This is a genomic window from Mycetocola reblochoni REB411 (genome assembly GCF_900163835.1).
GTDB lineage: Bacteria > Actinomycetota > Actinomycetes > Actinomycetales > Microbacteriaceae > Mycetocola_B > Mycetocola_B reblochoni.
Genome location: NZ_FUKR01000003.1, coordinates 1 through 26,315 on the forward strand (window position 1 = coordinate 1; position 26,315 = coordinate 26,315).

Sequence of the window (26,315 nt, forward strand, 5' to 3'; positions counted from 1 at the left end):
TCACGGGACTCCTTGCGGGTGGGGGCGCGGCGGTGGCCGTGGCCGCCGTTTGACGGGGGATTCCAGGCTCTGCCGACGCGCAATCGTGGCGTTGGACGAGTGCGAGGCTAGCAACAAAGCCGAGCCAAGCTCGCTTTTCTATAACGATCCATGTGCAGAGGGTTCCGCTCACGAGGCGACCGCCCGTCGACCGGTACGCGACGGCAGTCCGTCGAGGCTGTAGAGCCCGGGGATCCGCGCCGTCGCACGGTGGACGAGGAGGCTCAGGGCAATCGCCGCGGCGGCCGCGACCGGGGGCCAGAGCGAGCCGAGCGGGGCGCCGTGGGGCCAGAGCGAGCCGAGCACCGCGGCTCCGAGCATGAGCGGGATCGTGTGCAGCAGATACACCGGCAGGGTCCTCCGGCCGAGCGCCGCGACCCGCGTCGCGATCCGCCCGCCGTGCCGGCTGAGCAGCACGGCCGCGGCGATGCCGGCCGCGACGGCGACGACGCCGAGCAGCGTGCGCGCCGTGGGCACGAGAACGGTGGCGGCGGCACCGTCGCCGAGCGCACCGGCGAGGCTGCGCACGGCCAGGCTCCCGGCGACGAAGGCGCCGATCGCGATCACCGCGCCACCCGTCCTGACCCGCCCCGCGGCCCGGCGGATGCGGCCGGAGAACACGAGCCCGAGCGTGAAGAACACCAGGTACCTGCTCGGCTTCACCCAGGCCTCGGCCGCCTCGGGCAGCAGAAGCGGGACGACGAGGGAGACCGTCGCGCTGGTCGTCAGGACGAGCCACGTCGGCGCCGAGACGACCGCTCGGTGCGCGAGCACGTAGAGCGGGAGGGCGAGGATGAACCAGAGGTTCTCGTCGGGGAGGACGAGCAGTCGCAGCAGCCCGCCGACCGAGGGCTCGGAGCCGACCGGGGGGCCGAGGGTCCAGCCGACCGCGTGCTGGATCAGGCACCAGAGCGGGTAGAGGTACAGGAGCGGGGCCGCCCGCCTCGCCCACACCACCCGGAGCGGCCGGCCCATCGACGACACCGCGAGGATCCCCGAAAGGGTGAAGAACAGCGGCATGCGAAAGCTGTCGAGGAGGTTGTTGACGCGGGGCCAGGCGCCGGCCGCCTGGACGACGTCGAGGAAGATGACCGCGTGGAACAGCACGACGAGCACGATCGCCACGGCCCTCGCCGTGTCGATCCACTGCTCCCTGCCGCCCGCGGTCGTACTCACCTGCGCTCGCCGCCCGCGGTCGTTCCTGCCGTGCCCGCCTCCCGCCGGTTGGCCCAGCGCACCATCGCGACGAAGACGCCGACGAGCAGACCCGCGCCCGCGCCGAGCAGCAGGGCGAGGCGGGTGTTCGGGGACGACGGGGCAGAGGGCAGCTCCGCCGGAGCGATCTGGGTCAGGGTGACGGCGGAGGCGCCGTCGTCGTCCGCGGGCGACAGCGACGTCACGGCCTTCTGCAGGGAACCGGCCGTCGCGGATGCGATGCGCTGAGCCAGCTCCGGATCGGGGTCGGTCGCGGCGATCGTGACGATCACGGTGCCGCTCGGCGTCGCCGCCGTGATCCTGCCGGCCAGCGCCGCGCTGCTCATCGGAAGGTCGAGCTCGTCGATCACCGGGTCGAGCACCATCGCCGAGGTCGCCAGCGTGGAGTACGACGACACCAGGTTCTGCACGTAGGCCGAGCCCTGCGCCAGCTCTGCCGCGCTGACGGCCCTGTCCGTCGAGACGAAGAGCGAGGCCTCGGAACGGTACTGCTTCTGCTGGACGAGGGAGACGCCGCCGCCGGCGATGACGCCGACGAGGATGAGTGCCAGGATCCAGATCCAGCTGCGCCGGAGTGCGCTGAGGTATTGATAGAAGTCCATGTTCTCCTGCTCAGGTCGTGGTGGGGGACGCGTTCCGGCCGTGGTCCGAGGCGGCGCGCGGATGGGCGAGGTCGGGGACGGCGGCGCGGACCTCCGCGGCGAAACGTTCCCTGTACCGGGGGACGCCGTACCGTTCGGCCGCGTCCACCGCCGACCGCCGTGCGCGCTCTCGCGCCGCAGGCCAGTCCTCGACGATCCGTACGACCGCCTCGGCCAGGGCCCGCGCATCGCCCGGCGGAACGCTGACGACCGAGTCGAAGACGGCCCCCGCCTCGCGCAGCCCCGAGGTGTCCGAGACCACGGTCGGTCGGGCGGCGAGGACGGCCTCGACCGCGGTGTTGCCGAACGGCTCGTCGGCGACGGAGGGAATGAGCACGATGTCGGCGTCGTCGAGCAGCGGCCACACCGGGTCGACGAAGCCCGCCTCGACGACGTGGTCGCCGACACCGGACTCCGCGATCCGCTGCCGCAGCCGGTCGCGGAACCACTCGTAGCCGGGGAAGACGTCGCCGATCAGCGTGAGCCGCGCGTCGACGCCGTGGCGCCGGAGCTCGATGAGCGACTCCACGGCGACGGCGGCGCCCTTCCTCTCGGAGATGCGACCGAGGAAGGCAAGGCGGAGCGGGGCGGTGTCCAGGGCGCTCCTCGGCGCGGTCGCCGTGCGGGGGCCCTCGACGCCGTTGTAGACGACCACGCTCCGCGCGGCCAGGCGCGGCGTCGCGTCGAGGAGGGTGTCCCGGCTGAACACGCTGTTCGCGATGACCCGCCGCGCGAGGACGAGCGGAGCGTTCAGCCCTCTGCGCACCAGCGATGACGCGCTGCGCTCGGCCTCGTGAACGTGGCACACCGCCGGGATGCTGGCCAGACGGGAGGCGATCAGCCAGCCGGGAACGGTCACGGTGTTCACGACGACCACCTCGGGGCGGAGTCGGCGGAGCAGGGCGCGGTGCCGCAGCACCAGCACGGGCCCCGCGGTGAGGAGCCGGAGCAGGCCGCGCGGCCGCAGCAGCGACTTGCGCAGCACGAGCGAGGGCGTGACGATGACGCTCGCCCCCCTCTCCAGGGCGGCCGCGGTCAGCGGGCCGTCGCTGGGCAGTACGACGACGACGCGGAAGCCGTCCTCGCGGAGCGCGCTGATCGATTCGAGTAGCACCCGGTCGGAGCCGTAGAGCTCGGCGCTGGGGTGGGCGAGCAGGGCGAGCGGTGCCGAGGGCTGGTGTGCGCCGACGGGGGAGCGGCGCGGGGCCGGGGCGGCGCTCATCGGACGTGCTCCGGCCGTGCGCCGTCCGCCCACTGCTGCGCCGAGCGGCGACCCCGGCGAAGCGGTCGGATGCTCTGTCCGTCGGCCAGCCGGCGGGCCAGGGCCTCGTAGTGTTCGGCGACCTCGTCCCAGTCGTACAGCGACGCCGCCCGGTCGCGCAGATCCGCCCCGCGCGCGACGGTCGCCGGGATGTCGGCCTCCGCCCGCTCCAACAGCGGCGCGAGGTCGTCCGCGGTCGAGAAGTAGCGGGCGGCGGGGCCGGCCACCTCGCGGTTGAAGCCGACGTCGTAGGCCGTCACGGGGGCACCCGCACCCATGGCGCGAAGCAGGGACGGGTTCGTCCCGCCGACGGAGTGCCCGTGGACGTAGCCGAGGGTGTTGGCGTAGAGCGCGTCCAGCAGCTCCTGATCCCACACGCCGCCGAGCAGGCGGATCCGGTCGTCGGCGTCGGCGAGCGAGCGCACGCGCTCGGTGTACGCGGCGGCGTAGGGGGCGCTGCCGACGACGACGAGGGGCAGCCGGGCGGCCGATCGCGTCATGCCCTCGGCGATCAGCGCCACGTGGTTCTCCGGCTCGAAACGGGCAACGACGAGGTGGTAGCCCTGCGCCGTGAGCCCCAGCTCCGCCAGGCGCTCGCTCAGTGGGTCGGCGAGGATCGTCGCACCGTACGCGATCTGCTCGGTCGGGACGTCGAACTGCTGCCGGTAGTAGTCGGCGATGCCCGCGGCGTCCGCGATGAGGGCGTCCGCGCTCCGGACGGCCTGCGCCTCTGCCGCGCGGTAATACCGCTTGCCCGCGCCGCTCCACTTGTCACGGCGCCACTCCAGGCCGTCGACGTGGACGGCCGTGGGGATGCCGCGTGCGCGCAGAAGCGGCACGAACGGGGCGTTGGCGGCGTTGAACACGAAAGCAGCGTCGGGGCGTCGGTGCGCGAGTGCGTGCGCGACGCTCAGCCCGGTGTGGCTCAGCGTCTCGACGGCCTTGCTCGGGATCGCGGGCAGGTGGACGAGGTGCATGCCCGCGTACTCGCGGAGGCGGGGGCGCTCCGCCCCGCGGCAGTAGACGACGACCTCGTGGCCGCGCGCGGCCAGGCGCGAACCGACCTCGTCGATCGCGGTCTCGAACCCGCCGTAGGCGGCGGGGACGCCACGGGTGCCGATCATGGCGATCCGGAGCGGGGCGTGGGGAATGGACACTAGTAGGCTCCCGTTGGCTTGACGAGCATGACGACGGTGCGCCAGATGACGATGAGGTCCCCGACGGGCGACCAGTTCTCGACGTAGTAGAGGTCGAGCCGGACGCTCTCGTCCCAGCTCAGGTCGCTGCGGCCGCCGATCTGCCAGAGCCCCGTGATGCCCGGCTGGATGAGCAGGCGGCGGCGGGTGTCGGTGGCGTAGTCCTCGACCTCGCGCGGCAGCGGCGGGCGCGGGCCGACCAGGCTCATGTCGCCGACGAGCACGTTCCACAGCTGGGGCAGCTCGTCGAGCGAGTACCGTCTGAGGACGGCGCCGACCCGGGTCACCCTGGGGTCGTTACGGAGCTTGAACAGCGGGCCGGCCCCCTCGTTCTCCGCCAGCAGAGCGGTCAGATCGCTCTCGGCCGTCGTGACCATCGAGCGGAACTTGTACATCGTGAACGGCTGCTCGCCGCGCCCGATCCGCTTCTGCCTGAACAGCACGGGACCGCGGGACGTCACGGCGACCGCGACCGCGATCGCGAGCAGGACGGGGGACAGCAGGACGAGCCCCAGCGCCGAGCCGACGATGTCGAGGCCGCGCTTGAGCACGTGGTTCGCCCCGGTGAACCGCGGGATCTGCACCACGATGAGGGGGAGTCCGTCGACGGCGCTGAAGCGGAGACGGTCCTCGGCCACGTCGCTGAGCGGGGAGGCGATGACGAGCTCGGCCGCCGTGCCCTCCAGCTCCCAGGCGAGCCGGCGGAGCAGCTCGCCGTCACCGCTCGCGCTGGACGCCACGATGACGGTGTCGGCCGCGAGGTCGTGCGCCCGGGTCCGGACCTCCGCCGGGCGGAAGCCGTCGCCGGTGCGGATCGAGCCGACGACGTGGTAGTCGGCGTCCCTGTCGTGGCCGATGTGGCTGCTGACGTAGTCGGCCTCGGCCGCGGTGCCCACGACGACGGCCCGGCCGAGGTAGTGGTTCTTCGCGCGCTGGCCGCGCAGCCAACCGCGCCACAGCCGCCGGCTGAGCAGCAGGGTCGCGATGCCGAGCGGCAGGGTGAGCAGGAAGAAGGAGCGGGCCACGTCGACCCGGGCGAGGATGAGCAGGATCGCGATCATGCCGAAGGCGGCGAGGCTCGCGTTGATGATGCGGGTGTACTCCTGGCCGCCCTTGCCGAGGACGTCGGGCCGATGCGTGCCGAACAGGGCGAGCGCGGTGAACCAGACCACGGCGACGACGGCCGTGAGGGTCGAATACTTGGCCGTCGTCGTGCCGATCGCGATCGTGGGGTCCGAGCCGAAGCGAACGAGATAGGCGATGACGGCGGCGCCGGCGATCGCGATCGCGTCCGAGGCGAGGACTCGGCGCCGGTAGGCGCGCGTCCACGCGGTACGGGATCGCGCGGGCTCGGCGCGCGACGCGGTCGCCGCGGTCGCGCGCACGGTCGATGCGGACATGTGAACCCCCTCTGGCAAGCGCACGACGATCGCCGCCGATCGCGGCGTCGTGCGTGTCGCCCGTGATTCCCCCGATCACGGACTGGCCCGGCGGTCGAACCACCCGGCATCAGTCGAGCTTAGAGGACGTGAGGAATTCTCGCATCCGCATTGTGGGGCGCAGCTGGCCCCAGTGCGGGGGCTGCCCCGCTCCGCGGGTGTTCAGGCCGTGCGGGAGTCCGCGCCGGGGCCGTCGGAGAGGTTGCGGACGGCCCGGAGGATCTCGGTCGAGAGCGGGAGCCTGCCCCAGGCCGCCCACTCGCTCGGCTCGGCGTCCTCGTCGCGGAGCGACTCGATCTGCTGGTGCAGCGACTGCATCTTCAGGTCCAGGTCGTTCGCCGACTCGGCCGCCGCCGTCAGCTCGGCGATGAGGTTATCGGGGACGGAGCCGTCGAACTTGTAGTTGATCTTGTGCTCGAGGCTGGCCCAGAAGTCCATCGCGCTCGTGCGCAGCTGCACCTCGACGACGACGTTCTCGACGCGGTCGCTCAGATGGACGGGCGTCTCGAGGATCATGTGCAGGCTGCGATAGCCGTTCGGCTTGGGGGAGGTGATGTAGTCCTTCACCTCGAGCACCCTGACGTCGCGCTGGCGCGCGAGCATCTGCTGGATCGAGGCGATGTCGGGGATGAAGCTGCACACGATCCGCACACCGGCGATGTCGTGCAGGGCGCCCCTGATGCTGTCCACGTCGCGGGCCACGCCGAGCCGCTCCGCCTTGGCGATGATGCTGGCGGGCGACTTGAGCCTCGAGCTGACGTGCTCGATCGGGTTGTAGTCGTGGATGTGGGCGAACTCCTCCTTGAGGATGTTCACCTTCGTCATGACCTCGTCGAGCCCGAACTTGTACGCCATCATCATCCGGGTCATCTCGGTCCGCATCGCGGCCAGCTCGGACCGGTCCAGCCGCGCGCCGGTGTCCTCGGCGGAGTCGGTCTCGGCGCGGTGTCTCGCGGGGGTGTCCAGGCTCATCGGTCGGTCGCTCGCTTCTCTCGGTCGCCGGGCGGGACGGTCGCCGCGCGGCCCGATCGAAGACTAACCGCGCAGCCTGTGCGCCAGGTATGGCCCGACTGGGCGCACGGGCGGTGCCGGCGCGGCGGGACCGGGTAGTTTGGGGGGAAAGAGTGCTGCGCCAACGTCGTGCGTCACGGCGAGGCGGGCCGGCCGAAACCTCTGGGAGTCGCATTTCACATGTCAACCATCATCTACACGCACACCGACGAGGCCCCGCTGCTGGCGACCTACTCGTTCCTGCCGATCGTCGAGCGCTTTGCCGCGACCGCGGGGATCGACGTCGAGACGCGTGACATCTCGCTCGCCGGCCGCATCATCGCGCAGTTCCCCGAGCGGCTCCGCGAGGACCAGCGCCTCGACGACGCGCTCGCCGAGCTGGGGCGACTCGCCGAGGACCCGTCCGCCAACATCATCAAGCTGCCCAACGTCTCGGCCTCGACGCCGCAGCTGAAGGCGGCCATCGCCGAGCTTCGGGCGCAGGGCGTCGACGTCCCCGAGCTCCCCGAGGACCCCTCGACGCCCGAGGAACGGGAGATCGCCTCCCGCTACGACCGGGTGAAGGGCTCCGCCGTCAACCCGGTACTGCGGCAGGGGAACTCCGACCGGCGCGCGCCCGCCGCGGTGAAGGCCTACGCCAAGGCCCACCCGCATTCGATGGGCGCCTGGTCCGCCGACTCGAAGACCCGCGTCGCCACCCTCGGGCACGACGACTTCTTCTCCACCGAGCGCTCCTACGTCTCGCCCTCCGCCGGGACCCTGCGCATCGAGCACGTCGCCGACGACGGGACCGTGACGGTGCTCAAGGAGTCGCTGCCCGTGCAGGAGGGCGAGGTGATCGACGCGAGCTTCCTCAGCGCGAGCGCGCTCGACGCGTTCCTCGCCGACGCGCTCGCTCAGGCCGCGGCCGACGGGGTGCTGTTCTCCGCGCACCTCAAGGCCACGATGATGAAGGTCAGCGACCCGATCATCTTCGGCCACGTCGTCACCGTCTACTTCGCCGACGTTTTCGACCGTTACGGCGAGCAGTTGGCCGCGGCCGGGCTGCGCGCCCGCGACGGCCTCGGCGCCATCTACGCCGGCCTCGATGCGCTGCCGGACGGCGCGGAGATCCGTGCCGCCTTCGACGCCGCCCTCGCCAGCGGACCCGATCTGGCGATGGTCGACTCCGACAGAGGCATCACCAACCTGCACGTGCCGAGCGACGTCATCGTCGACGCCTCCATGCCCGCGATGATCCGCATCGGCGGGCACATGTGGGGTCCGGACGGCGAGGAGCGCGACACGCTCGCGGTCATCCCCGACTCCTCCTACGCCGGCGTCTACCAGGCCGTGATCGAGGACTGCATCGCCAACGGCGCGCTCGACCCGCGCACGATGGGGACCGTCCCCAACGTCGGCCTCATGGCGCAGAAGGCGGAGGAGTACGGCTCCCACGACAAGACCTTCGAGATCGCCGCGCCCGGAACGGTGCGGGTGGTCACGGACGGCGGCGAGACGGTGCTCGAGCACGCCGTCCAGGCCGGGGACATCTGGCGCGCCTGCCAGACGAAAGACGCCCCCATCAGGGACTGGGTGAAGCTCGCCGTCACGCGGGCGCGCCTGTCCGACACCCCCGCCGTGTTCTGGCTGGACGAGAACCGCGCCCACGACGCCGAGCTCATCGCCAAGGTCACCGAGTACCTGGCCGAGCACGACACGACCGGCCTCGACATCCGCATCCTGCCCCCGGCCGAGGCGACCCGCTTCTCGCTCGAGCGGATCCGGCGCGGCGAGGACACCATCTCGGTGACGGGCAACGTGCTCCGCGACTACAACACCGACCTGTTCCCGATCCTCGAGGTCGGGACGAGCGCGAAGATGCTCTCCATCGTCCCGCTCATGGCCGGCGGCGGGCTGTTCGAGACCGGCGCCGGCGGCTCGGCGCCGAAGCACGTGCAGCAGCTCGTGGAGCAGAACTACCTGCGCTGGGACTCGCTCGGCGAGTTCTTCGCGCTCGCCGCCTCCTTCGAGCACCTCGCACAGAGCACGGGGAACACCGCCGCCCAGGTGCTCGCCGACACGCTCGACGCCGCGACGGGGACCTTCCTCAACGAGGACCGCTCGCCCGGCCGTCGACTGGGCACGATCGACAACCGTGGCTCGCACTACTACCTGGCCAGGTACTGGGCGCAGGAGCTCGCGGCGCAGACCGTCGACCGCGAGCTCGCCGCCGCGTTCGCCCCGCTCGCCGAGGCGCTCGTGGCCGGTGAGGAGGCGATCGTCGCCGAGCTGAACGCCGTCCAGGGCAGCGCGGTCGACATCGGGGGCTACTACCGTCCCGACTCCGCCAAGGCCACTGCGGTGATGCGCCCCTCGGCGACGCTCAACGCGGCGATCGACGGCGCCTAGCCCCCACCGGCACGGAGGGCGGTCCCGCTGAGGCGGGGCCGCCCTCCGTCGTTCCCGCGCCGGGGCCGGCGTCGCCGACCGGCCGACGATCGCATGGCGGGGGCACAGGCGGAAGCAAGCCGAACGGAAGGAGCGCGGCCGACACTTCTCGAACACACGGATTCGACGAGAAGGAGAACGCCATGGCCCGCATCCCCGAACCGGAGCAGACACCGGAGGGACCCGCCTACGAGGGACGGCTGCTCGACCGCGCCGACGAGGAGGTCGTCGATCAGGGCGCCCCGTTCGACATCGGCACCCTGATGAGCCGCAGGGGCGTCCTCGGGCTCATCGGCGTCGGCGTCGGAACGGCCGCGCTCGCCGCCTGCAGCTCGACCGCCTCGACCGGAGGGGCGACGTCCACCGCGACGGCGAGCGCCACCGCGACGGCGACCCCCTCGGCGTCGCCGTCGGCCACCGCCACGGCGGTGCTCCCCGACGGCGAGATCCCCGACGAGACGGCCGGCCCGTACCCCGGCGACGGCTCGAACGGTCCCGACGTGCTCGAGCAGTCCGGCATCGTCCGGCAGGACATCCGCTCCAGCATCGGCGGTGGGGCGACCGCCGACGGCGTACCGCTGACGTTCACGCTGACGCTCACCGACATGGCCTCAGGGGACGCCCCCTTCGAGGGCGTGGCCGTGTACGCCTGGCACTGCGACGCGCAGGGCAGGTACTCGATGTACTCCGACGGCATCACCGAGGAGAGCTACCTGCGCGGCGTCCAGGTCGCCGACGCCGACGGGGAGGTCACGTTCACCTCCGTCTTCCCCGGCTGCTACACGGGACGCTGGACGCACATCCACTTCGAGGTCTACCCCGACGTGGAGTCGATCACCGACGCGAGCAACGCGATCGCGACCTCGCAGATGGCGTTGCCGGAGGACGCCTGCACGGCGGTGTACGCCCGCAGCGAGTACAGCGGATCGAGCCAGAACCTGGCGCAGATCACCCTCGACTCCGACAACGTCTTCGGCGACGACGGGGGCGCGCTCCAGCTGGCCACCGTCAGCGGCGACGCGGACAGCGGCTACCTGGCCGCGCTCACGGTCCGCGTCGACACGACGACGGAGCCGACCGCGGGCGCCGCCCCGGACGGCGGAGGGGCCGGGGGGCCGGGCGGGCAGCCGCCGAGCAACTGAGCGCGCCGAACCGGTACGCACCACCCACCCAACGGAGAACGGAGTCACCATGTTGCAGAACCTGACCGGATGGCACGCGCTGATCATCATCGCCGTCGTCGTCCTGCTCTTCGGAGCGACCAAGCTGCCCGCGCTCGCCCGGAGCGTCGGCCAGTCGATGAGGATACTCAAGACCGAGACCGCCGGTCACGGCGACGGGGCGGAGGCCGAGACCGCGGACCGGGGCGGGGAACGGCACGTCGCCGGCGATCGCGCGGAGGCCTCAACCGGTCCCGCGACTGCGTCCGGGGTCGCCGCGGATCCCGTGCCCCCGACCGTCGCCGTGCGCATGGTGACGGCGACGGCGGCCGAGCGGTCGGGCTCGCCGACGGCGCCGTGACCGGGGGACGACCGTGTTCGGCCTGAGCGTGGAGAAGCTGGTCCTCATCGGCATCATCGCGGCGGTGATCGTCGGGCCGCAGCGGCTGCCCGGCTACGCGGCGAAGCTCGCCGGGACGGTCAGGGCGTTCCGGGCGATGCTCGACGCGGGCAAGGCCAGGATCGCGGAGGACAGCGGGGCGACCGCGCTCCGCGAGGACTGGGCCGCACTCAACCCGCGGCAGTACGATCCGCGGCGGATCGTCAGAGACGCCCTCGCGGATGCCGGGGCGAAGGCGGAGGCGGACACCGGTGCGCGTGCGGACGCAGGGGCGGGTGCGGGTGCGGACACGGCGCGGAGAATCGACGGTGCCGCAGCGGAGACCGCGCAGTCGTCCGCCGCTGTGCCGCTTCCCGCGGCTGCGCGGGCGGCGCCCGGCGTCCCGGGCGAAAGACGCGGCCGGTATGTGATCACGGGCAGCTCGGCGCATCCCCGCCGGGTGTGGGTGCCCGATCAGCTGGACGAACCGGTCGCGGACGCGCTGCCCTCCCGTCACGCTGACGTCAGCGTGAGCGGCCCCAGCGCCGCGCGCACGCCCGTCGGCGGCGACGAGGCCGACCGTCAGGCCTCGGGCGAGGCCGCGGGCGGGGCCGAGGCCGGGGCCGAGCGGCAGCGGGACCCGGAGACGGCGTCACCGGTCGGCGGTGCTGCGGGCCGGGCGGCGTGACGGGGCCAGCGGCGGAGGCCGGGCGGGCCCGGTGAGGCGGCTCCGGCGGGTCGGACCCCGCCCGGGTCGGCCCGGCCCAGATCCGGCTCGGATCGGACCCCGGCCGAGACCTCGGCCCTGCCCCCTCTGGGGCGGACCCGTGGCCCGGGCTCCGCTCGGGTCAGCCGTCCTGGTCCGCGGCTCGTCCGTGCGCTTATCCGCCGTCGATCGTCTCCACGAAGCCACGGAGCACCGCGGCGGTCGCCTCGGGTGCGTCCAGCATCACCACGTGCCCGGCGCCGGGGACGACGTGCTCCGCCACGGACTCGGCGCGCGCCCACGACGGCATCGACGTGGCGATCGTGCCGGTGCGGTCGCGATCCCCCCTCACCAGCAGCAACGGCAGCGGTGTGCGGTGACCGGGGTCGGGGGAGAGGAACGGCGTTGTCGCGGTCCATGCCGCGAGGAACTCGTCGCGTGAGAGGCGGGCGAACGCCGCCTCGCAGGCCGCCCTGGCCGGTGGCGTCTCGGCGGAGGCCCGCGCCAGCAGCGGGGCGAGGCGCCGGGAGGGGACCAGGCGCAGGCCGGGGCCGGCCAGGGCCAGGGCCAGCCGCTCGGCCCGGGTGAGCGGCCCGGCGTTCCACGCCGAGTCGAGCACGGCCAGCCCGGAGAAGCCGCGCGGATCCGAGCGGACCAGCGCCTGCGCGAGGTTGCCGCCGAGCGAGTGGCCGACGAGCACGGGCCTGTCCAGGCGCAGCACGTCGACGACGGCGGCCGTGTCGGCGAGGAGCCGCTCGGCGGTCGGCGGCAGCACGGCCGGCCGGGAGGCGCCGTGGCCCCTCAGGTCGGGAACGACGACGCGGTGGCCGTCCGCCGCGAGCGCCCGTGCCTGGTGCTCCCAGACGGTCCCGTCCATGCCCGCGCCGTGCAGCATCAGCACCTCGCGGCCGTTCGCCGAGGGGCGGTCGGGTCGAATGTCGGTCAGGTGCAGCGTGCAGCCCGCGAGCGGGACGGTGGTGACGGAACGCGACATGGCTCAACGGTAGCGGCGCCCGCCGTCCGCGTCGTCCTCGCGGACACCCCGCGGAGCGCGCGCCCCGCCGCGCCCGGCACGGCGCAGCAGCACGACGCCGACGGCGGGCAGCAGCACCCCCGCGGCCAGCGCGAGCGACCCGCCCGCCACCGCGAGGGCGACGAGCGCGGGGCGACGATCCGGCTCGGCGGGGACGACGAGCGCCCCGGCCTCCGGCGCGACCGCCGCGGGGGCATCGTCCTCGAGCCGGGTCGCCGCCGCGACCGGGTCCACGACTCCGAAGCCGGTCGCCGAGTCCCTGTCGAGGCCGGACGCCTCGACCGCGCCGGAGCGGTCCGCGGTGCCGGTGAGCCGCGCGGTGACCTGCTCCGCGCTGAGCTCGGGGTACTCGGCCCTGACCAGCGCGGCCGCCCCCGCGGCGTAGCCAACGGCGAGCTCGGCCCCTCCGGCGGAGACGTGGCCGTCGCCCCCGGGGGCTGCGCCGACGAGGCCCTCCGCCGGTGCCGCCAGGTCGGGGACGGCGCCCAGCCCGTTCGCCGCGGACGGACCGTCCTCGCCGAGCGGCGCGACGGCGAGCACGCCGTCCAGACCGGCCGGGTAGGCGAGGGCGTCGGCCTCCGGTGCGGCGGCCGCGGCGATGACGAGGACGTCCGCCTCGGTTGCCGCGGCCACGGCGTCGCCCAGCGCCGCGCTCGTGCGATCGGCGACGGCGGGAACGGCGATCACCGACGCGCCCCCGTCGACCGCCAGACGGATGCCCTCCGCCAAGACCTCGGGCAGCCGCTCACGCACCTCGTGGTCGTCCGGATCGTCGGTGATCCTGACCGGCAGGATCGTGGCGTCCGGCGCCGTGCCGAGGAACTCCGTCCCCTCGACGGGGTCGCCGGCGATGAGCGAGGCGACGAAGGTCCCCCTCCCGAAGCAGTCGCCGTCCCCGCGGCCGCCGTCGAGGTCCGTCCCCGGCAGCACGGCGCCCGCGAGCGATCGGGTGGCGCCGTCCACCCCCGTGTCGACGACGGCCACGACGACGTCCCCGCGCGTGCGGGCCCAGGCGCCGTCCGGCGACATGAGCCGCTGCCCCCAGGACGCCTCGGTGATGACGGCGGCGTCGCGATCCGAGGCGCACGCGCCCTCCGCGCCCTCCGCGCGGACCGCCGCGGTCGGAGCCACGAGCCCGACGCCGGCCGTCAGCACGGCGAGGAGCACGACCGCGGGCCGGTGCGCGCTCACTCCGGGGGCTCCGTCCAGCCGATCTGCAGGCCGGTCCCGCCCCGGCGGGTGAGCAGTGCGGCGCGACCCTGCGGCAGGGGGCGGCCCCGGCCGGGCGTGAAGGTGAGCGGCTCCGAGGCGGGGAGCGAGAGCGTCAGTTCCGGGGTGTTCGACTCGTGCAGGCGGCGGATCACCGAGTCCATCGCGGTGCGGCTCGACCCCGCCCCCGCCCGAGCGACGATGAGGTGCAGCCCGATGTCGCCGGCCTGGGGGATCAGCTCGATCAGCGGCGACAGCGGACCGCCCGTCACGCTGAGCATCAGGTCGTAGTCGTCGACGAACACGAACAGCTCCGGCCCGCTCCACCAGTCCCTCCGGCGCAGCTGCGCGGGGGTGATGTCGGCGCTCGGCACCCGGCCGCGCAGCTCCGCGACGAGGGACGCGATCACCTGCTCGGCGGCGGACGCGGAGAACGCGGTCCCGGAGAGGTGCCCCTCGGGCACGGACTCGACCAGGCCCCTGCGCGGGTCGATGACGACCACGCGCGCCTGCTCCGGCGTGAAGGTGCCGACGACGCCGCGCGCGATCAGGCGCAGCGCCGCGGTCTTCCCGCTCGCCGAGTCGCCGACGACGCTGAGGTGCGGGCGCGAGGCGAAGTCGTGCCACACCGGCTCCAGGTCCTGCTCGCCATGGCCGAGGGCGATGCGGGGGCCGGGGGTCGTCGGTGCGGGCAGCTCCGCCGCATCCAGGACGGGGGGGAGCATCCGCACGGGCGGCGCCGCGGGGCCGGCCCAGGCCTCCCCGACGGCCGCGCACAGCTCGCGGGCCGCCGCCGCCAGGCCCTCCGCGCTCGTGAGGCCGTCGATGCGCGGAACGCCGGCGAGGAAGTGCATGCCCTCGGCGTTGATGCCCCGCCCCGGCAGCTGCGGCACCGTGGCCGCCTTGCGCATGCCGTGCACGGAGTCGATGGGGTCGCCGAGCTTCAGCTCCACGCGCGTGCCCAGCTGGTCGCGCAGCGAGCTGTGCACGTCGGTCCAGCGGTTGGTGGTGATCATGACGTGCACGCCGTAGGCCAGACCCTGGCGGGCGATCTCCCTCAGCGCCATGTCGTGCTGCTCGAACTCGGAGCGCAGGGCGCCCCAGCCGTCGACGACGAGGAACACGTCGCCGAAGCGCTGCTCGGCGAACTCGCCCGCGGCGCGACGCGCGCGGTACTCGGTCATGCCCTCGAGCGCCTGATCGGTGAAGAACTGCTCCCGCTCGCGCAGCAGCGTCGTCACCTCCGCGATGGTGCGGGACACCCGCTCCGCCTGACGCCTGGTCGCGATGCCGCCCAGGTGCGGCAGCCCCTCCAGGGTGGCCAGGCCGCCCCCGCCGAAGTCGATGCAGTAGAACTGCACCTCCGCGGGCGTGTGGGTGAGCGCCAGGGCGCTGACGAGCGTGCGCAGCAGAGTGGTCTTGCCCGACTGCGGCCCGCCGGCGATGCCGACGTTCCCTCCCGCACCCGAGAGGTCGACCTCGTACAGCTCCCTCGTCTGCTCGTAGGGTCGGTCGACGACGCCGATCGGTACGCCGAGCGCCCCCGAGCCCGTCCAGCCGATGGCGTGCAGGCCCCTGCCCTCGTCGGGCAGGAGCGGGGGGAGCAGCTGGTCGAGGGACGGCGGGTCGGCCAGGGGCGGCAGCCAGACCTGGTGGGCGGGCGGCCCGATGCCGACGAGCTTGTCGACGATCGTCGACATCACCGTCCGCTCGGTCTCGTCGGACGGGCGTTCGGCTGGCACCGGCGCCCCGTCCGCGCCGCGGCCGGGATCCGCTGCCGTCGCCGCGGGCTCGTGCAGCGGGACGGGGGCGGCCTCGACTCCGAACACGACGACCTGCTGACGCACCTCCTCCTGCCGCTCCTCCCTCGTCCGCCGCCGGTACAGCCCCGACACGTAGGCCGCCTTGAAACGGGTGAGGGTCGCCACGTCGCTGCGGAGGTAGCCGTTGCCCGGTGCGTTGGGGAGCTGGTGCGCGTCGGGGACGCCGATGACGCTGCGGCTCTCCATCGCGGAGAAGGTGCGCAGCCCCACCCGGTAGGACAGGTGGCTCTCGAGCTTGGTCATCCGGCCGTCCTCCAGCCGCTGACTGGCCAGGAGCAGGTGCACGCCGAGGGAGCGCCCGAGACGGCCGATCATGACGAACAGCTCGGCGAAGTCGGGGTTCGAGGCGAGCAGCTCGCTGAACTCGTCGACGATGATGAACAGCGTCGGCATCGCCTCGAGCGGGGTGCCGGCCAGCCGGGCCTTCTCGTGCTCGAGCAGGGAGCTGTAGTTGCCCGCGGACCGGAGGTACTCCTGCCTCCTGTTCAGCTCGCCCGCCAGGGAGTCCTGCATGCGCGTGACGAGCGTCGCCTCGTCGGCGAGGTTGGTGATGAGCGCGGAGACGTGCGGCAGCTCGTCCAGGCCGAGGAACGTCGCGCCGCCCTTGAAGTCGACGAGGACGAAGTTGAGCGTCTCCGAGGAGTGCGTCATGGCCATGCCGAGGACGAGCGTGCGAAGCAGCTCGCTCTTGCCCGAACCGGTCGCCCCGATGAGCAGCCCGTGCGGCCCCATGCCGCCCTGCGCAGCCTCCTTGATGTCCAGCTCGACCGGCCGTCCCCTCTCGTCGACGCCGAGGGGGATGCGCAGCCGGTCCCTGCTCGGCTCGTCCCTCAGGTGCGCGGAGGGGTCCCACTGCTCGATGTCGTCGATGCCCAGCAGCGTCGGCAGCTCGAAGTCGGCGACCATCGGCTCGCCGCCCTCGGCTGCTCCCCCGGAGCGGTAGGGGGCGATCACGCGTGCGAGGGCGGTCGCCGCGGTCAGGCTCATCCGGTCGGGACGGCACAGCGGGGTGCGCTGCACGCCCTCGGTCCGGTCGAGCCGGACCATCTGGGCGGTGTCCTCGGCGAGCTCGAGCAGCAGCCCGGCACCGTCGGCCGCCCCGGCGCCGGTGCCGAGGCCGATCGTCGTCACGCAGCGGTAGCCGGAGCCGCTCAGCCGTGACCCGGGGGCGGGCGCGAGGCCGTCGAAGACGACGAGGTAGTACGGCTCCTCCGCGGTCGGCGAGGTGCCCGGCTCGAAGCGCGAGCGGGTGCTCAGCTCGTCATCGATCATGTCGGCGAACTCGGCCCCGTCGGTGGCGAACATCCGGGCCGACCCCGCGCCGTCCTGGGCGCCGGGGTGCTGCACGTGCGGCAGCCACTTCACCCAGTCCCACTGCGCCGCGTTCGCGGGCGAGGCGCAGACGGCGACGCGGAGCTCGTCGGGGGCGTGCAGCGTCACCGCCTGGGCCAGCAGGGCCCTGACCATGCCGCGTGCCGCGTCGTCGTCGCCGCCCAGCCTGATGTCGGCGAGCCGGCGCAGGAAGAGGGACACCGGCAGCTCGGGGACCGAGCCGTGCACGGCGATGAAGCGCCGCAGGGCGCGGGCCGACAGCGGCTCCAGGTCGGCGATGGGTTTCGTCGACAGAGGTGTGAGGCGCTGGCTGAGGCTGTGCGGGCCCGTGCCGATCCTGACCTCGCCGAAGTCGCCGTGCGCACCCCGTCGCTCCCAGAGCCTGGCCGTCATCGCCAGGTTCGCGAGGGAGCCGGGGTCGGGGTGGCGCCAGCTCAGCGAGGCGCGCTGCTGCGCCGCCGTCCTCCGGATGCGCTCGCGCGCCTGAGCGAGGTAGCGCATGAAGTCCCTGCGGTCGCCCCTGACGGTGGTGCGCCGCTCGGTCGCCGCCCTGCCGAGCTGCACCACCACCATGAGGATGGCCAGCAGGAGCATGCCGAGGAAGAGACCCACGGCGAGGGCGGGGTTCCGCTGGCCGAGGAACACGAGCATCATGACGCCGCTGATGAGCATCATCGGGACCATCATCAGCATGGCGAACGGGTCCTTCGGCTGCAGCTCCGGCAGCGACGGCGGCTCCTGCAGCTCGATCTCTCCCGCGGGCAGCTCCGGTGGCTTCTCGCGCGACTGGCGGCGGAACGGGATGGTGCTCATCTCGGCTCTCCTCGGTGCGGGGACGGGCGGGCTCGCCTCGACGGGGTCCGCTCCCCCCGTCCACGCGGCGGCGGCGCGGAACGGTTCACCCGCGTCTGCGGAGGCCGGTGAACCGTGCGGGTCCCCCCGTGCGTGTTCCCCGCATGAAGACGCTCGCAACGCGCACCGACGCCGCCCGGCCGCAGGGCACCGGCCTCTCCGCACCGACGGGCAGGACGACGGCCCCCGCCGAGGCCGCCGTCGGCGTCGCCGGGGACATGTGCCGGCTGAGCGTGGTCGGGCCCTCGTCGCGGGTGGAGCTCGCCGTGCCCTCGCACATCCCCGTCGCGGAGCTGTTGCCCACGATCGTGGGCCACCTCGACCCCGCCCTGGCCACGAGGGGTCTCGGCCACGGCGGCTGGGTGCTGCAGCGGCTCGGCCACCCGCCGCTCGACGAGGACAGGGGGACGGCGGCGGCCGGACTGCTCGACGGCGACGTGCTCTACCTGCGGCCGCGGAACGACGAGCTCAAGCGCGCGCAGTACGACGACCTCGTCGACGGGGTGCAGACGGTGCTGCGGGCCAGGGAGGATGCCTGGACGCCGGCGCGCACCCGCACGGCCGCGCTGGGCGTCGCCGTGCTCGCCGGACTGGCCGCGATCGCGATTGCCGCGACGACGGGGGCCGCCGCGCCGCTCGCGGCCGGTGTCCTGGCCGTCGTGCTCCTCTCGTCGGGGGCGCTCGTCGACCGGCTGTGGGACACGGGGCTCGGGCGGATCCTGCTCGGGCTCGGGGTCGCGGCGGCGGCGGTGGCGGGGGCGGCCGTCCCCGTGGCCATCGCGCAGGGGGCTGTCGCGCCGATCACCTCGGCGGCGAGCGGAGCGGCGACCGCGGGGGTGGCCGCCGCCGCTGCGGCGTCGCTCGGCGGTGCCAGGAGGCCGGCGTTCATCGCCACGGCCGGTGCCGCCGCGGTCGTCGTGCTCGGGCTCGCCGTCCCGCTCCTGCTCGGGCAGGGGCTGCCCGAGGGCGCCGCGATCACGCTCGTGCTGGCACTCGCCCTCGCGCGGGTGATCCCCGCGATCGCCGCCTGGTGCGGCGGGCTCGTCGTCGACGCCGTGCCGCTGTCGGCCGAGGACTTCCAGAGCGAGCTGACCGCCGTCCCCGTCGAGGAGGTGGAGCGGGGGGCCGCGGCGGCCCACGCCGTCGTCACCGCGCTGTGGTCGGCCTGGGCCGTCGTCGTCGGCACCGCGCTGGTCGTGCTCGCCCTCGGCCCCGGTTGGGCGTCACTCGCTCTCACCGCCACGGCCGCGCTCGCCGCGCTGCTGCAGGCCAGGGAGCTGACGGCGGCCGTCCAGAGGGCCGTCGTCCTCGGCTGTGCGGCGCTGCCGCTCGCGGTCCTGGCCGTCGCCCGCACCCTCCCGCTCGGCGTCCCGTGGCGGATCGCGGCCGTCGCCGTGCTCCTCGCCGTCGTCGCCCACGCCTGCGTGGCCGCCCTCGTGCTGCCCGGACGCCGGCTCGCGCCGACCTGGGGGCGGACGGGCGACACCCTGCACTGGCTGTGCGCGATCGCGATCCCCGCGCTCGTCCTCGCCGTCGTCGGCCTCTACGACTGGGTCGCGGATCTGGTGTGAACCCTCCCGCACCCCCGGGGCGTGGACACGGTGAGGAAGGAGGCACGCGATGTACGGACGACGGGACCTGGTGGATGCACACCTCTTCCTGCGCGGACGGCTCACCGCCGCCGTGCTGCGCTCCGACCCCGACGCGCCCGAGCGCCCGCTGCGGCGCACCGGCACGGGGATGGGCATCGGCCTCGCGGTCGCCGCTGGCGCCGTCCTCGTCGTCGTCGTCCTGCACATCTTCCTGTTCACCAGCAACGACAGCTGGAAGGACACTCCCGGCGCGCTCCTGGTGTCCCCGTCGACGGGGGCCAGGTACCTGTTCGTCGACGGCGCGCTGCACCCGGTGCGGAACGTGACCTCCGCGGCCCTGCTCGCCGGCGGGCCGCCGACCGTGATCGAGGTGTCCTCCGACGACATCGCCGGGGTGCCCAGGGGGGAGAGCATCGGCGTCGACGGTCTCCCCGACGCCCTGCCGTCCCCCGCGGGCGGCGACCGGAGCTGGACGGCGTGCGCCGTCGACGGCGGCACCTCCCTCACCGTCGGTGAAGCTCAGACGGCGGCACCGACCGAGCCCCTCGGCGAGGGCGACGCCGTGCTGGTCCGCGCCGACGACGAACTCGCCCTCGTGTGGAACGGAACCCGGCTGCGCGTGGCGGGCGACTGGGCGGCCCGGGCGATCGGCTTCGAGCCCGGGCAGGCGAGGGGCGTCGACGCCCGCTGGCTCAACACGCTCCCCAGCGGTCCCGACCTGGCCCTCGACGGCATCACGCTCGGCGGGGACGGGCCGGAGATCGCGGGCGAGCGGGGCACCCTCGGCCAGCTCGTCGAGGTGGAGGGCGCGGGAGAGCAGCCCCGGCGCTACGTGATCGTCGAGGACGGGCTCCGGCCCGTGACGGACACGGACGCCGCGCTGCTCGCCGCCACCCCCGACGGGTCGCTCCCCGAGCCGCGCACGATCACGGCGAGGGAGCTGGCCTCCGCCCCCGTGGTCGAGGCCTCCGGCCGCGAGGGGCTGCCGGCCGCTCCACCGAGCCCCGTCGCCGCCGGATCGGTTCCCTGCGCGGTGTGGCACGACGGCGCGACGACGACCGCCCTCGCCGAGGCGGGCACGCCGGCCGCGACCGACGCCGTCGCGACGGTCGGCCCCGACGAGGGCCTGCTGGTCACGACCGCCGCCGCCGACGGGGTCAGCGGCCAGGGGCTCTTCCTCGTCGGCGACGGAGGAAGCAAGTACCCCGTCGCCGATGCCGACACCGCGTCCGCCCTCGGCGTCGACGCCACCAACTCCCCCGCGGTCCCCGCTGAGCTGCTCGCTCTGCTGCCGACGGGGCCGACGATCGCCAAGTGAGGGGAGGGCACACGAGACCGACCACCGCCCTGAGGGGCACGAACCAGATCACCACAACCATGCAGAACCCCACGAGAAGGAGAACGAGATGGCACAGCTGACCGGTTTCGAGGCGGACACCCTCCGCCAGATCATCACCAGGACCATGGAGCAGGTCACCGCGATGGAGACGGCCCGCTCGCGGGTCGAGGACGCCACGCAGACGCTCTCGGCCGCGGCTCAGGCCCAGGCGGGCACCGTGCTCCGCCAGCGGCTCACCGAGTGGCAGAGCGAGTACAGCGACATCAAGAACAAGCTCGACCTGCTCAACAGCCAGGTCCAGTCGCTGCTCAGCACCCGCACGAGCACCGACGACACCACCGTGGCCAGCGCGACCGCGTAGCCGACACCGCAACGAAAGGGCACCGCAATGTCATTCAACGTCGACCTCGTCCAGTTCGAGGCAGCCAACCAGTCGCTCAACAACTCCTGCCAGGAGGTCGAGCAGATCCTGCAGAACATCTACGACACCATCCGGCCCATGGGCGAGGCCCAGTGGGGCCGCTCGCTTCCGGCCTGGGGCGAGCTGCAGCAGCGCTGGAACACCGAGTACCAGGAGGTCCAGCAGGCGGGCGTCAACATCAAGACCGCCGCCATCCGTGTCCGCGAGGAGTTCTACGACGGCGACGTCAGGGGCGCGGCGATCTTCAGCTGAGCGCGAGGGCGCCCGGCACGGCCGGGCGCCCTCCCCACGAAGGGAAGGGTGACAACCATGACAGACGACTCCGCCCGTGTCGCGTTCGACCGGCACGAGTACGACCGTCTCCGCAGCGTCGTCGACGAGGTGGCGAGCACGACCTCCGACGCGCTGTGGAACGCCGAAGGCTACTCCATCGGTCCCGAGCTGAGGGGGCAGCCGGCCGCGGCGAGCTGGGACATCGCGTCGCAGCTGGGCACAAGCGTGTCCTCGCTTGCCGGCCAGGTCCGCACGCACACGGAGGCGCTGTGCGAGAAGACCATGCCCGACTACCTGGAGCAGCTGGGCAAGGCCGAGCAGCTGTTCGAGCAGACCGACGACCTCAGCACCTCCACCGCCGCCGACCTCGGCGGCGGTGCATGACCGCCGGGCGCTGACCGACGAGCACGACCCGACCGGCCGACCGGCCGTTCGACCCCTGGAACCCGCAGAGAGGACCCCCGATGGCTGACGGAACGACCACATCCGGCGAGTCGGGGGGCTCCGGCTCCGCCGGCGTCCAGGGGTCGACGGCCGGCGCCGGATCGGGAACGGCCGTGACCCCCGACATGACGCTTGAGGCGATGCTCTCGATCGTCGCGGGGGTCACGGACAGCGGGCTCGACGCGAGCCTCACCGACGCGCAGAACTCCTCGAGCGGGTGGCTCACGGGCACCGCGGGCGGCGACGGCAGGGACGACTGGTCGTCCAACATGTACTACGGCTACTACCACTACGAGGAGGACGAGCGGGTCTTCGAGCTGATCGTCAACCCCGACCCGGTCACCAGCTTCAACACGGCGCACACGGCGCTGAGGGCGAACGTGTCGAAGGTCGCCTCCGACACCATGCCGGGACTGAGCGCGAAGGACGCGGACACCGCGGCCGCGCTGCTGCGCGGCTTCGCCACCGTCACCGCGTCGAACGCGGAGCAGATGGGCGCCGTCGCGACGAGGCTCGGCGCCGAGGACTCCGCCATCCAGGGCTCCGCGGCCGCCGCGCTGCTCGCGCACCTGACCGCCCAGCAGAAGACCCTCGTGTCCCTCAACGAGCAGATCACCGACGACGGCGACGCGGCGACCGCGCTGTCGACCGTCGCCGACGCGGTTCGCACCTTCAGCTCCTCCGTGCGCGACGTGTGGGCCCGATACGAGAACCAGGTCACCGACCAGCTCTGGCGGGCCCGCTACGCGGTCGCCGAGGACATCCGGCTCTACATCGAGGAGAAGGACCAGGAGTGGCGCGCGGGCAAGAAGGGCCGCAACGGCATGAGCAAGGCCCACGCCGTGTCCGTCCTGGCCGCGTACAGCTGGGGTGACCGCAGCGGATCGGCCCCGGCCGGTTTCACCGGACCGAGCGGCGACCTGCGATCGGTGGCGACCTTCGGGCTGATCAACGAGGAGATCTCCCGGTCGGTCCGCGCCGTCATGAGCGAGGCGGCGGCCGAGGTTTTCGAGCTGCAGCGGTCGCTGGAGAGCACGATGCGCGGTTCGCTTCGCGCGCTCAACGGGATCCAGGCGCCGGGGACCGCCGCGGACGCGAGCTCGGCCGCCGGAACGGCGGGCGCGGGGGCCGCGGGGGCCGCGGGCGCGGGGTCCGTAGGCGTGGACGATGGCCGGGTCGGCGGCGTCGTTCCGGAGGTTCCAGGGGGATCCTGGGGCGACGCGGGGTCGGGCGCTTCCGGCGTCTCTGGCACCTCCGGCGGTTCGGGCGGCTGGGACCAGGGCGCGACGGGCAGCGGCGGCTTCGGCTCCGCCGCTCAGGGGGACTGGTCCGGCAGCGGGGGGTCCGCGACCGGGGCGACGGTGCCCCAGGGGTCGGGCGTCGGTTCTGGTTCCGGCTTCGAGTCGGGCTCGGGCTCTGGCTCTGGCTTCGACTCCGGCTTCGAGTCGGGGGCGGGCGCCATCGGTTCGGATGCGGGTTCGGGGGCCGGTTCTGGTTCCGGCTCTGCCGGCGGAACGGGCATCGACGGAACGGGCATCGACGGCAGCGGCGGGATCGGGCCCGGTGGCCCGGCCGGGTCCGACCCGGCACTCGCTGCCGACGGCGGCGCGGGGGCATCGGGTGCGGACAGCGGATTCGGACCGACCGCGGGGGCCATGGGATCGGACGGCGGGCTCGGCGGTTCCGGGCTCGGAGAGGACGCGGGAGCAGGGTCCGCGGGTGCCGTCGGCGGGGACGGTTCGACGTTCGGCGACGCGCTCGGCTCGGGCACGGGAACGGCCGAGCTCGGCGGACCGGCCGGAGGAGCGGGAACGACCGACGGAGCCGCGGGTATTTCGGGTGCCTCGGGGGGAGACACCGCGGACACGGCGACCATGGGCGCGGGCGGCGCCGGTGCGGTCGGCGGGGTGGGCCTGGCCGGCGGGGGCTTCGGCGCGCCGTCGGGATCCGCAGCCTCCTCCTCCGGGTCGTCGCCGGCGGCGAAGCCGGCCGCGGCCGAGCAGGACCGCGGGGGCGCGGGGACGGGGGCCTGGGATGCCGGTCTCGCCGCGGCCGAGGCGGGAATGCCGTCGTTCTCCGAGCTGACCACCGCCGCGGGCCTCGACGGTGAGCTCGGCGGCGACCTCGGCGGTGCGTCCGCGTCCGGCACGGACACGGGGCTCGGCTCACCCTCGGCTACGGGGATGGGCGCCTCCGCTCTCACGGACGGCGTCGCCTCCGGCGGCCCCGGCCAGGGGTTCGGATTAGATGCGGGGTCCGGTTTCGACACGGGGTCGGGTGTGGACACGGGGTCGGGATTCTCGTCGGGCTCGGCCTTTGACGCGGGTTCGGGCTTCGACCAGGGCTCCGACTCTGCTGCGGGTTCGGGCTTCGATGCGGGCTCCGGTTTCGACCAGGGCTCCGGCTTCGGCGAGGGAACAGGCGACAGCGCGGGCCTCGGAGCCGGGATCGGCTCCGGGGCGACCGGAGGGGACACCGGCTGGAACCCGAGCGGGTCCTCCGTCGGTGGGGACTGGTCGTCGTCGGGCGGCGCGGGAACCTCGGACTTCGCTGCCGCAGGCGGAGCGGGGGCATCGGGACCGGCCGAGTCGTTCGGCGGCTCCGCAGGGTCCTCGGGGGGAGGAATCGCCGCACCCTCGAGCATGCTCGACCTCGGCGGAGCAGGGGCAGGCGGGGCGGGAGCAGCGGGAGGCTCGGCGGCCGATGTCGGCGGCGGGAACCCCGGCGGGCTGTCCGCCGACCCCGTCGACCCCTTCGGCGACCCCCTCGGCTCGGGCGGCGGCGCGGGCTCGAGCGGCACCGCTCCCGGCGCGGGAGACTTCGCCGCGGGCGGCGGCGCGGGGCTCGGCTCGGGCTCCGATGGCTTGGGCTCGTCCGCCGCGGGCTCAGCCGGAACGGCCGGCGGCATGGGCGGTGGCATGGGCGGAGGGGCACCGATGATGCCGATGGCACCCGGAGGCCAGCAGGGTCGTGACCGGGACCGCGAGCGCAACACCTGGCTCGCCGAGGACCCCGACGTCTGGGGCACCGCCGGTGGACAGGGGAACGGGGTCATCGGCCTCGACGACAGGACGGACGAGCCCGTCCGCTCCGCCCACGTCCCCGCGGGCGTGGCCGGAGGCCGGGCACCAGCCGCGCCGTCGCGGCCCGCAGGCGACGGCACACGAGGGACGGACACGGCCACGGCCGGACAGGGAGGACAGTGATGCGTTTCGACGAGACGGACATCGAGCAGATGATGGCGGAGCTCAGGGGTTCGCACGGCGAGCTCGAGCGCGCCGCCGCCGAGATGGAGGCGGTGACGGCGACGAGCACGTCCAAGGACAGGGTGTTCAGCGCGACCGTCGACGGGCACGGCCGGCTCGGCGAGCTGAGGATCACCGGCCAGGCGTGGCGGGAGCTGTCCGCGAAGGAGCTCGGCGCGCGGATCGTCGCGGTCGTCACCCAGGCCCAGGCCGACGCCGCCGAGCGGACGGCGTCGCTGCTGGCGGGGCTCGCCCCCGCCGGGACCGACCCGGCCACGGGGCTGCCGAGCGAGCTCGACATGGAGTCGATGCTCCGCGGCCTCGTCGAGCAGTTCGAGGGGCACGACGATGAGCGCTGAACGGTTCGCCGCCGACGGGGAGCAGCTGCGGCGGCACGGGGCCAGGATCGCCCGCATCGAGGACAGGGCCACCCGGCTGGCGGCGCAGATCGAGCAGCTGACCGGCAGGTACCCGAACGCCGGAGGGGACGGCGACTTCCGCGCCTCCTTCGACACCGGCTACCTGCCGGCCGCCCAGGCCTCCACCGCATTCACGTCCAGCCTGGCCGGGGCGGTCGACGCCCTCGCGTCCGACACCGTCACGGCGGCGGAGACCTTCTCCGACGTCGACGCCGACACGTCAGCGGCCGCGAGGCGCCGCCGCTGACGACCCGCCCGGCGCACACCGGGCACCACGACGCACACAGCCCGCGCGCGACGCGGGCGCACACGGAGGGAGCACCGGATGGCGCTGATGGTCAGCCCGCAGGCGGCGACGCTGTTCCAGGTGCTCACCGGCGAGCGGTTCCCCCAGGCCAACGAGGACCAGCTCCGCGCGCTCGCGCGCGGCTGGACGACGGCGGCGACGGAGATGCGGGACATCGAGTCGGAGCTGACCAGGGAGCTGCGCGGCGCGGGCAGGAGCTTCTCCGGCAGGGCGAAGCGCTCCTTCGTCGGCCGGGCGTCGGCGCTCACCGACGGGGGCACGCTCGGCCAGGTCGCCGACGGCTTCGGTTCGAGCGCCGCGTTCCTGAAGAAGCTCGCCCTCGACGTCGAGTACACCAAGTACACGCTCATCGGCGCGCTCATCGCGTTGATCGCCGAGATCGCCTGGGCCGTCGCGATGGCCGTGCCGTCGTTCGGCTCGTCGATGATCTGGCTGGCCGCGCGGAAGGCCATGTACACCGTGTTCTTCCGGACCCTGTTGCGCAAGCTCGTCGCCGAGGCGGCGAAGGGAGCCGTCTTCAACGTCGTGACCGAGCTGGCCATCGACGCG

Annotated in this window: 22 protein-coding genes; 13 read left to right on the forward strand and 9 right to left on the reverse strand. The window is 73.9% G+C overall.

The features are described from left to right. Positions 1–168: 168 nt before the first annotated feature. The 6 genes from FM119_RS00300 to FM119_RS00325 all read right to left on the reverse strand — a co-directional run bounded on the left by FM119_RS00300 (position 169) and on the right by FM119_RS00325 (position 6,763). Complete coding sequence (locus FM119_RS00300; protein WP_179205137.1) at positions 169–1,215, reverse strand: acyltransferase family protein; 1,047 nt, start codon at positions 1,213–1,215, stop codon at positions 169–171. Next, positions 1,212–1,856, reverse strand: a complete 645-nt coding sequence (locus FM119_RS00305) for a YveK family protein (protein WP_179205138.1) — start codon at positions 1,854–1,856, stop codon at positions 1,212–1,214. The genes FM119_RS00300 and FM119_RS00305 overlap by 4 nt, the downstream gene beginning before the upstream one ends. A gap of 10 nt (positions 1,857–1,866) precedes the next feature. Next, entirely contained in the window at positions 1,867–3,117 is a 1,251-nt protein-coding gene (locus tag FM119_RS00310; RefSeq protein WP_087135702.1) for a glycosyltransferase family 4 protein, read from the reverse strand. Then, positions 3,114–4,280, reverse strand: coding sequence for a glycosyltransferase (locus tag FM119_RS00315; protein ID WP_087135719.1), 1,167 nt, complete (start codon positions 4,278–4,280; stop codon positions 3,114–3,116). The genes FM119_RS00310 and FM119_RS00315 overlap by 4 nt, the downstream gene beginning before the upstream one ends. Before the next feature lie 32 nt (positions 4,281–4,312). Continuing rightward, positions 4,313–5,752 carry a sugar transferase gene (locus FM119_RS00320; RefSeq protein WP_087135703.1) on the reverse strand — a complete coding sequence of 480 codons (1,440 nt, stop codon included), beginning with the start codon at positions 5,750–5,752 and terminating at the stop codon, positions 4,313–4,315. A gap of 201 nt (positions 5,753–5,953) precedes the next feature. After that, complete coding sequence (locus FM119_RS00325) at positions 5,954–6,763, reverse strand: GTP pyrophosphokinase (RefSeq protein WP_087135704.1); 810 nt, start codon at positions 6,761–6,763, stop codon at positions 5,954–5,956. Positions 6,764–6,982: 219 nt separating this feature from the next. Here FM119_RS00325 and FM119_RS00330 point away from each other — a divergent pair, with 219 nt between their 5' ends. The 4 genes from FM119_RS00330 to FM119_RS13770 all read left to right on the forward strand — a co-directional run bounded on the left by FM119_RS00330 (position 6,983) and on the right by FM119_RS13770 (position 11,459). After that, on the forward strand, positions 6,983–9,193 hold the full coding sequence (locus FM119_RS00330) for an NADP-dependent isocitrate dehydrogenase (protein ID WP_087135705.1): 2,211 nt from the start codon (positions 6,983–6,985) through the stop codon (positions 9,191–9,193). Positions 9,194–9,375: 182 nt separating this feature from the next. Continuing rightward, entirely contained in the window at positions 9,376–10,374 is a 999-nt protein-coding gene (locus FM119_RS00335; protein ID WP_087135706.1) for an intradiol ring-cleavage dioxygenase, read from the forward strand. A 49-nt stretch (positions 10,375–10,423) separates the two neighbouring features. Further along, a complete protein-coding gene (locus FM119_RS00340) occupies positions 10,424–10,753 on the forward strand; it encodes a twin-arginine translocase TatA/TatE family subunit (protein ID WP_087135707.1) in 330 nt (109 codons plus the stop codon). Positions 10,754–10,766: 13 nt separating this feature from the next. Continuing rightward, on the forward strand, positions 10,767–11,459 hold the full coding sequence (locus FM119_RS13770; RefSeq protein ID WP_179205139.1) for a Sec-independent protein translocase subunit TatA/TatB: 693 nt from the start codon (positions 10,767–10,769) through the stop codon (positions 11,457–11,459). 193 nt (positions 11,460–11,652) lie between these two features. Here the strand turns inward: FM119_RS13770 and FM119_RS00350 are convergent, their stop codons facing one another. Genes FM119_RS00350 through eccCa form a run of 3 tightly spaced genes read right to left on the reverse strand, consistent with a single transcriptional unit; the run spans position 11,653 to position 17,687 of the window. Beyond that, entirely contained in the window at positions 11,653–12,471 is an 819-nt protein-coding gene (locus FM119_RS00350; protein ID WP_087135708.1) for an alpha/beta fold hydrolase, read from the reverse strand. A 3-nt stretch (positions 12,472–12,474) separates the two neighbouring features. Continuing rightward, the gene (locus tag FM119_RS00355) at positions 12,475–13,701 is read right to left on the reverse strand and encodes a S8 family serine peptidase (protein ID WP_087135709.1); all 1,227 of its coding nucleotides are present in this window, start codon (positions 13,699–13,701) and stop codon (positions 12,475–12,477) included. Next, on the reverse strand, positions 13,698–17,687 hold the full coding sequence (eccCa, locus tag FM119_RS00360) for a type VII secretion protein EccCa (protein ID WP_087135710.1): 3,990 nt from the start codon (positions 17,685–17,687) through the stop codon (positions 13,698–13,700). Before eccCa ends, FM119_RS00355 begins: the two co-directional genes overlap by 4 nt. A 143-nt stretch (positions 17,688–17,830) precedes the next feature. Here eccCa and eccD point away from each other — a divergent pair, with 143 nt between their 5' ends. From eccD to FM119_RS00405, 9 genes are all read left to right on the forward strand, one after another. Next, the gene (gene eccD, locus FM119_RS00365; protein WP_087135711.1) at positions 17,831–19,297 is read left to right on the forward strand and encodes a type VII secretion integral membrane protein EccD; all 1,467 of its coding nucleotides are present in this window, start codon (positions 17,831–17,833) and stop codon (positions 19,295–19,297) included. Positions 19,298–19,346: 49 nt separating this feature from the next. After that, a complete protein-coding gene (gene eccB, locus FM119_RS00370; RefSeq protein WP_087135712.1) occupies positions 19,347–20,636 on the forward strand; it encodes a type VII secretion protein EccB in 1,290 nt (429 codons plus the stop codon). A gap of 88 nt (positions 20,637–20,724) precedes the next feature. Next, on the forward strand, positions 20,725–21,018 hold the full coding sequence (locus FM119_RS00375; RefSeq protein ID WP_087135713.1) for a hypothetical protein: 294 nt from the start codon (positions 20,725–20,727) through the stop codon (positions 21,016–21,018). A gap of 27 nt (positions 21,019–21,045) precedes the next feature. After that, complete coding sequence (locus FM119_RS00380; RefSeq protein ID WP_087135714.1) at positions 21,046–21,330, forward strand: WXG100 family type VII secretion target; 285 nt, start codon at positions 21,046–21,048, stop codon at positions 21,328–21,330. Positions 21,331–21,387: 57 nt separating this feature from the next. Continuing rightward, a complete protein-coding gene (locus FM119_RS00385; protein ID WP_087135715.1) occupies positions 21,388–21,735 on the forward strand; it encodes a hypothetical protein in 348 nt (115 codons plus the stop codon). 80 nt (positions 21,736–21,815) lie between these two features. Then, positions 21,816–25,001, forward strand: coding sequence for a hypothetical protein (locus FM119_RS00390; protein WP_087135716.1), 3,186 nt, complete (start codon positions 21,816–21,818; stop codon positions 24,999–25,001). Further along, on the forward strand, positions 25,001–25,399 hold the full coding sequence (locus FM119_RS00395; RefSeq protein ID WP_087135717.1) for a YbaB/EbfC family nucleoid-associated protein: 399 nt from the start codon (positions 25,001–25,003) through the stop codon (positions 25,397–25,399). Before FM119_RS00390 ends, FM119_RS00395 begins: the two co-directional genes overlap by 1 nt. Further along, positions 25,389–25,706: a hypothetical protein gene (locus tag FM119_RS00400; RefSeq protein ID WP_087135718.1), complete on the forward strand. Its 318-nt coding sequence runs from the start codon at positions 25,389–25,391 to the stop codon at positions 25,704–25,706. Before FM119_RS00395 ends, FM119_RS00400 begins: the two co-directional genes overlap by 11 nt. Before the next feature lie 78 nt (positions 25,707–25,784). Continuing rightward, on the forward strand, positions 25,785–26,315 hold a 531-nt coding region (locus FM119_RS00405; RefSeq protein WP_143822582.1), incomplete at its 3' end, for a WXG100-like domain-containing protein.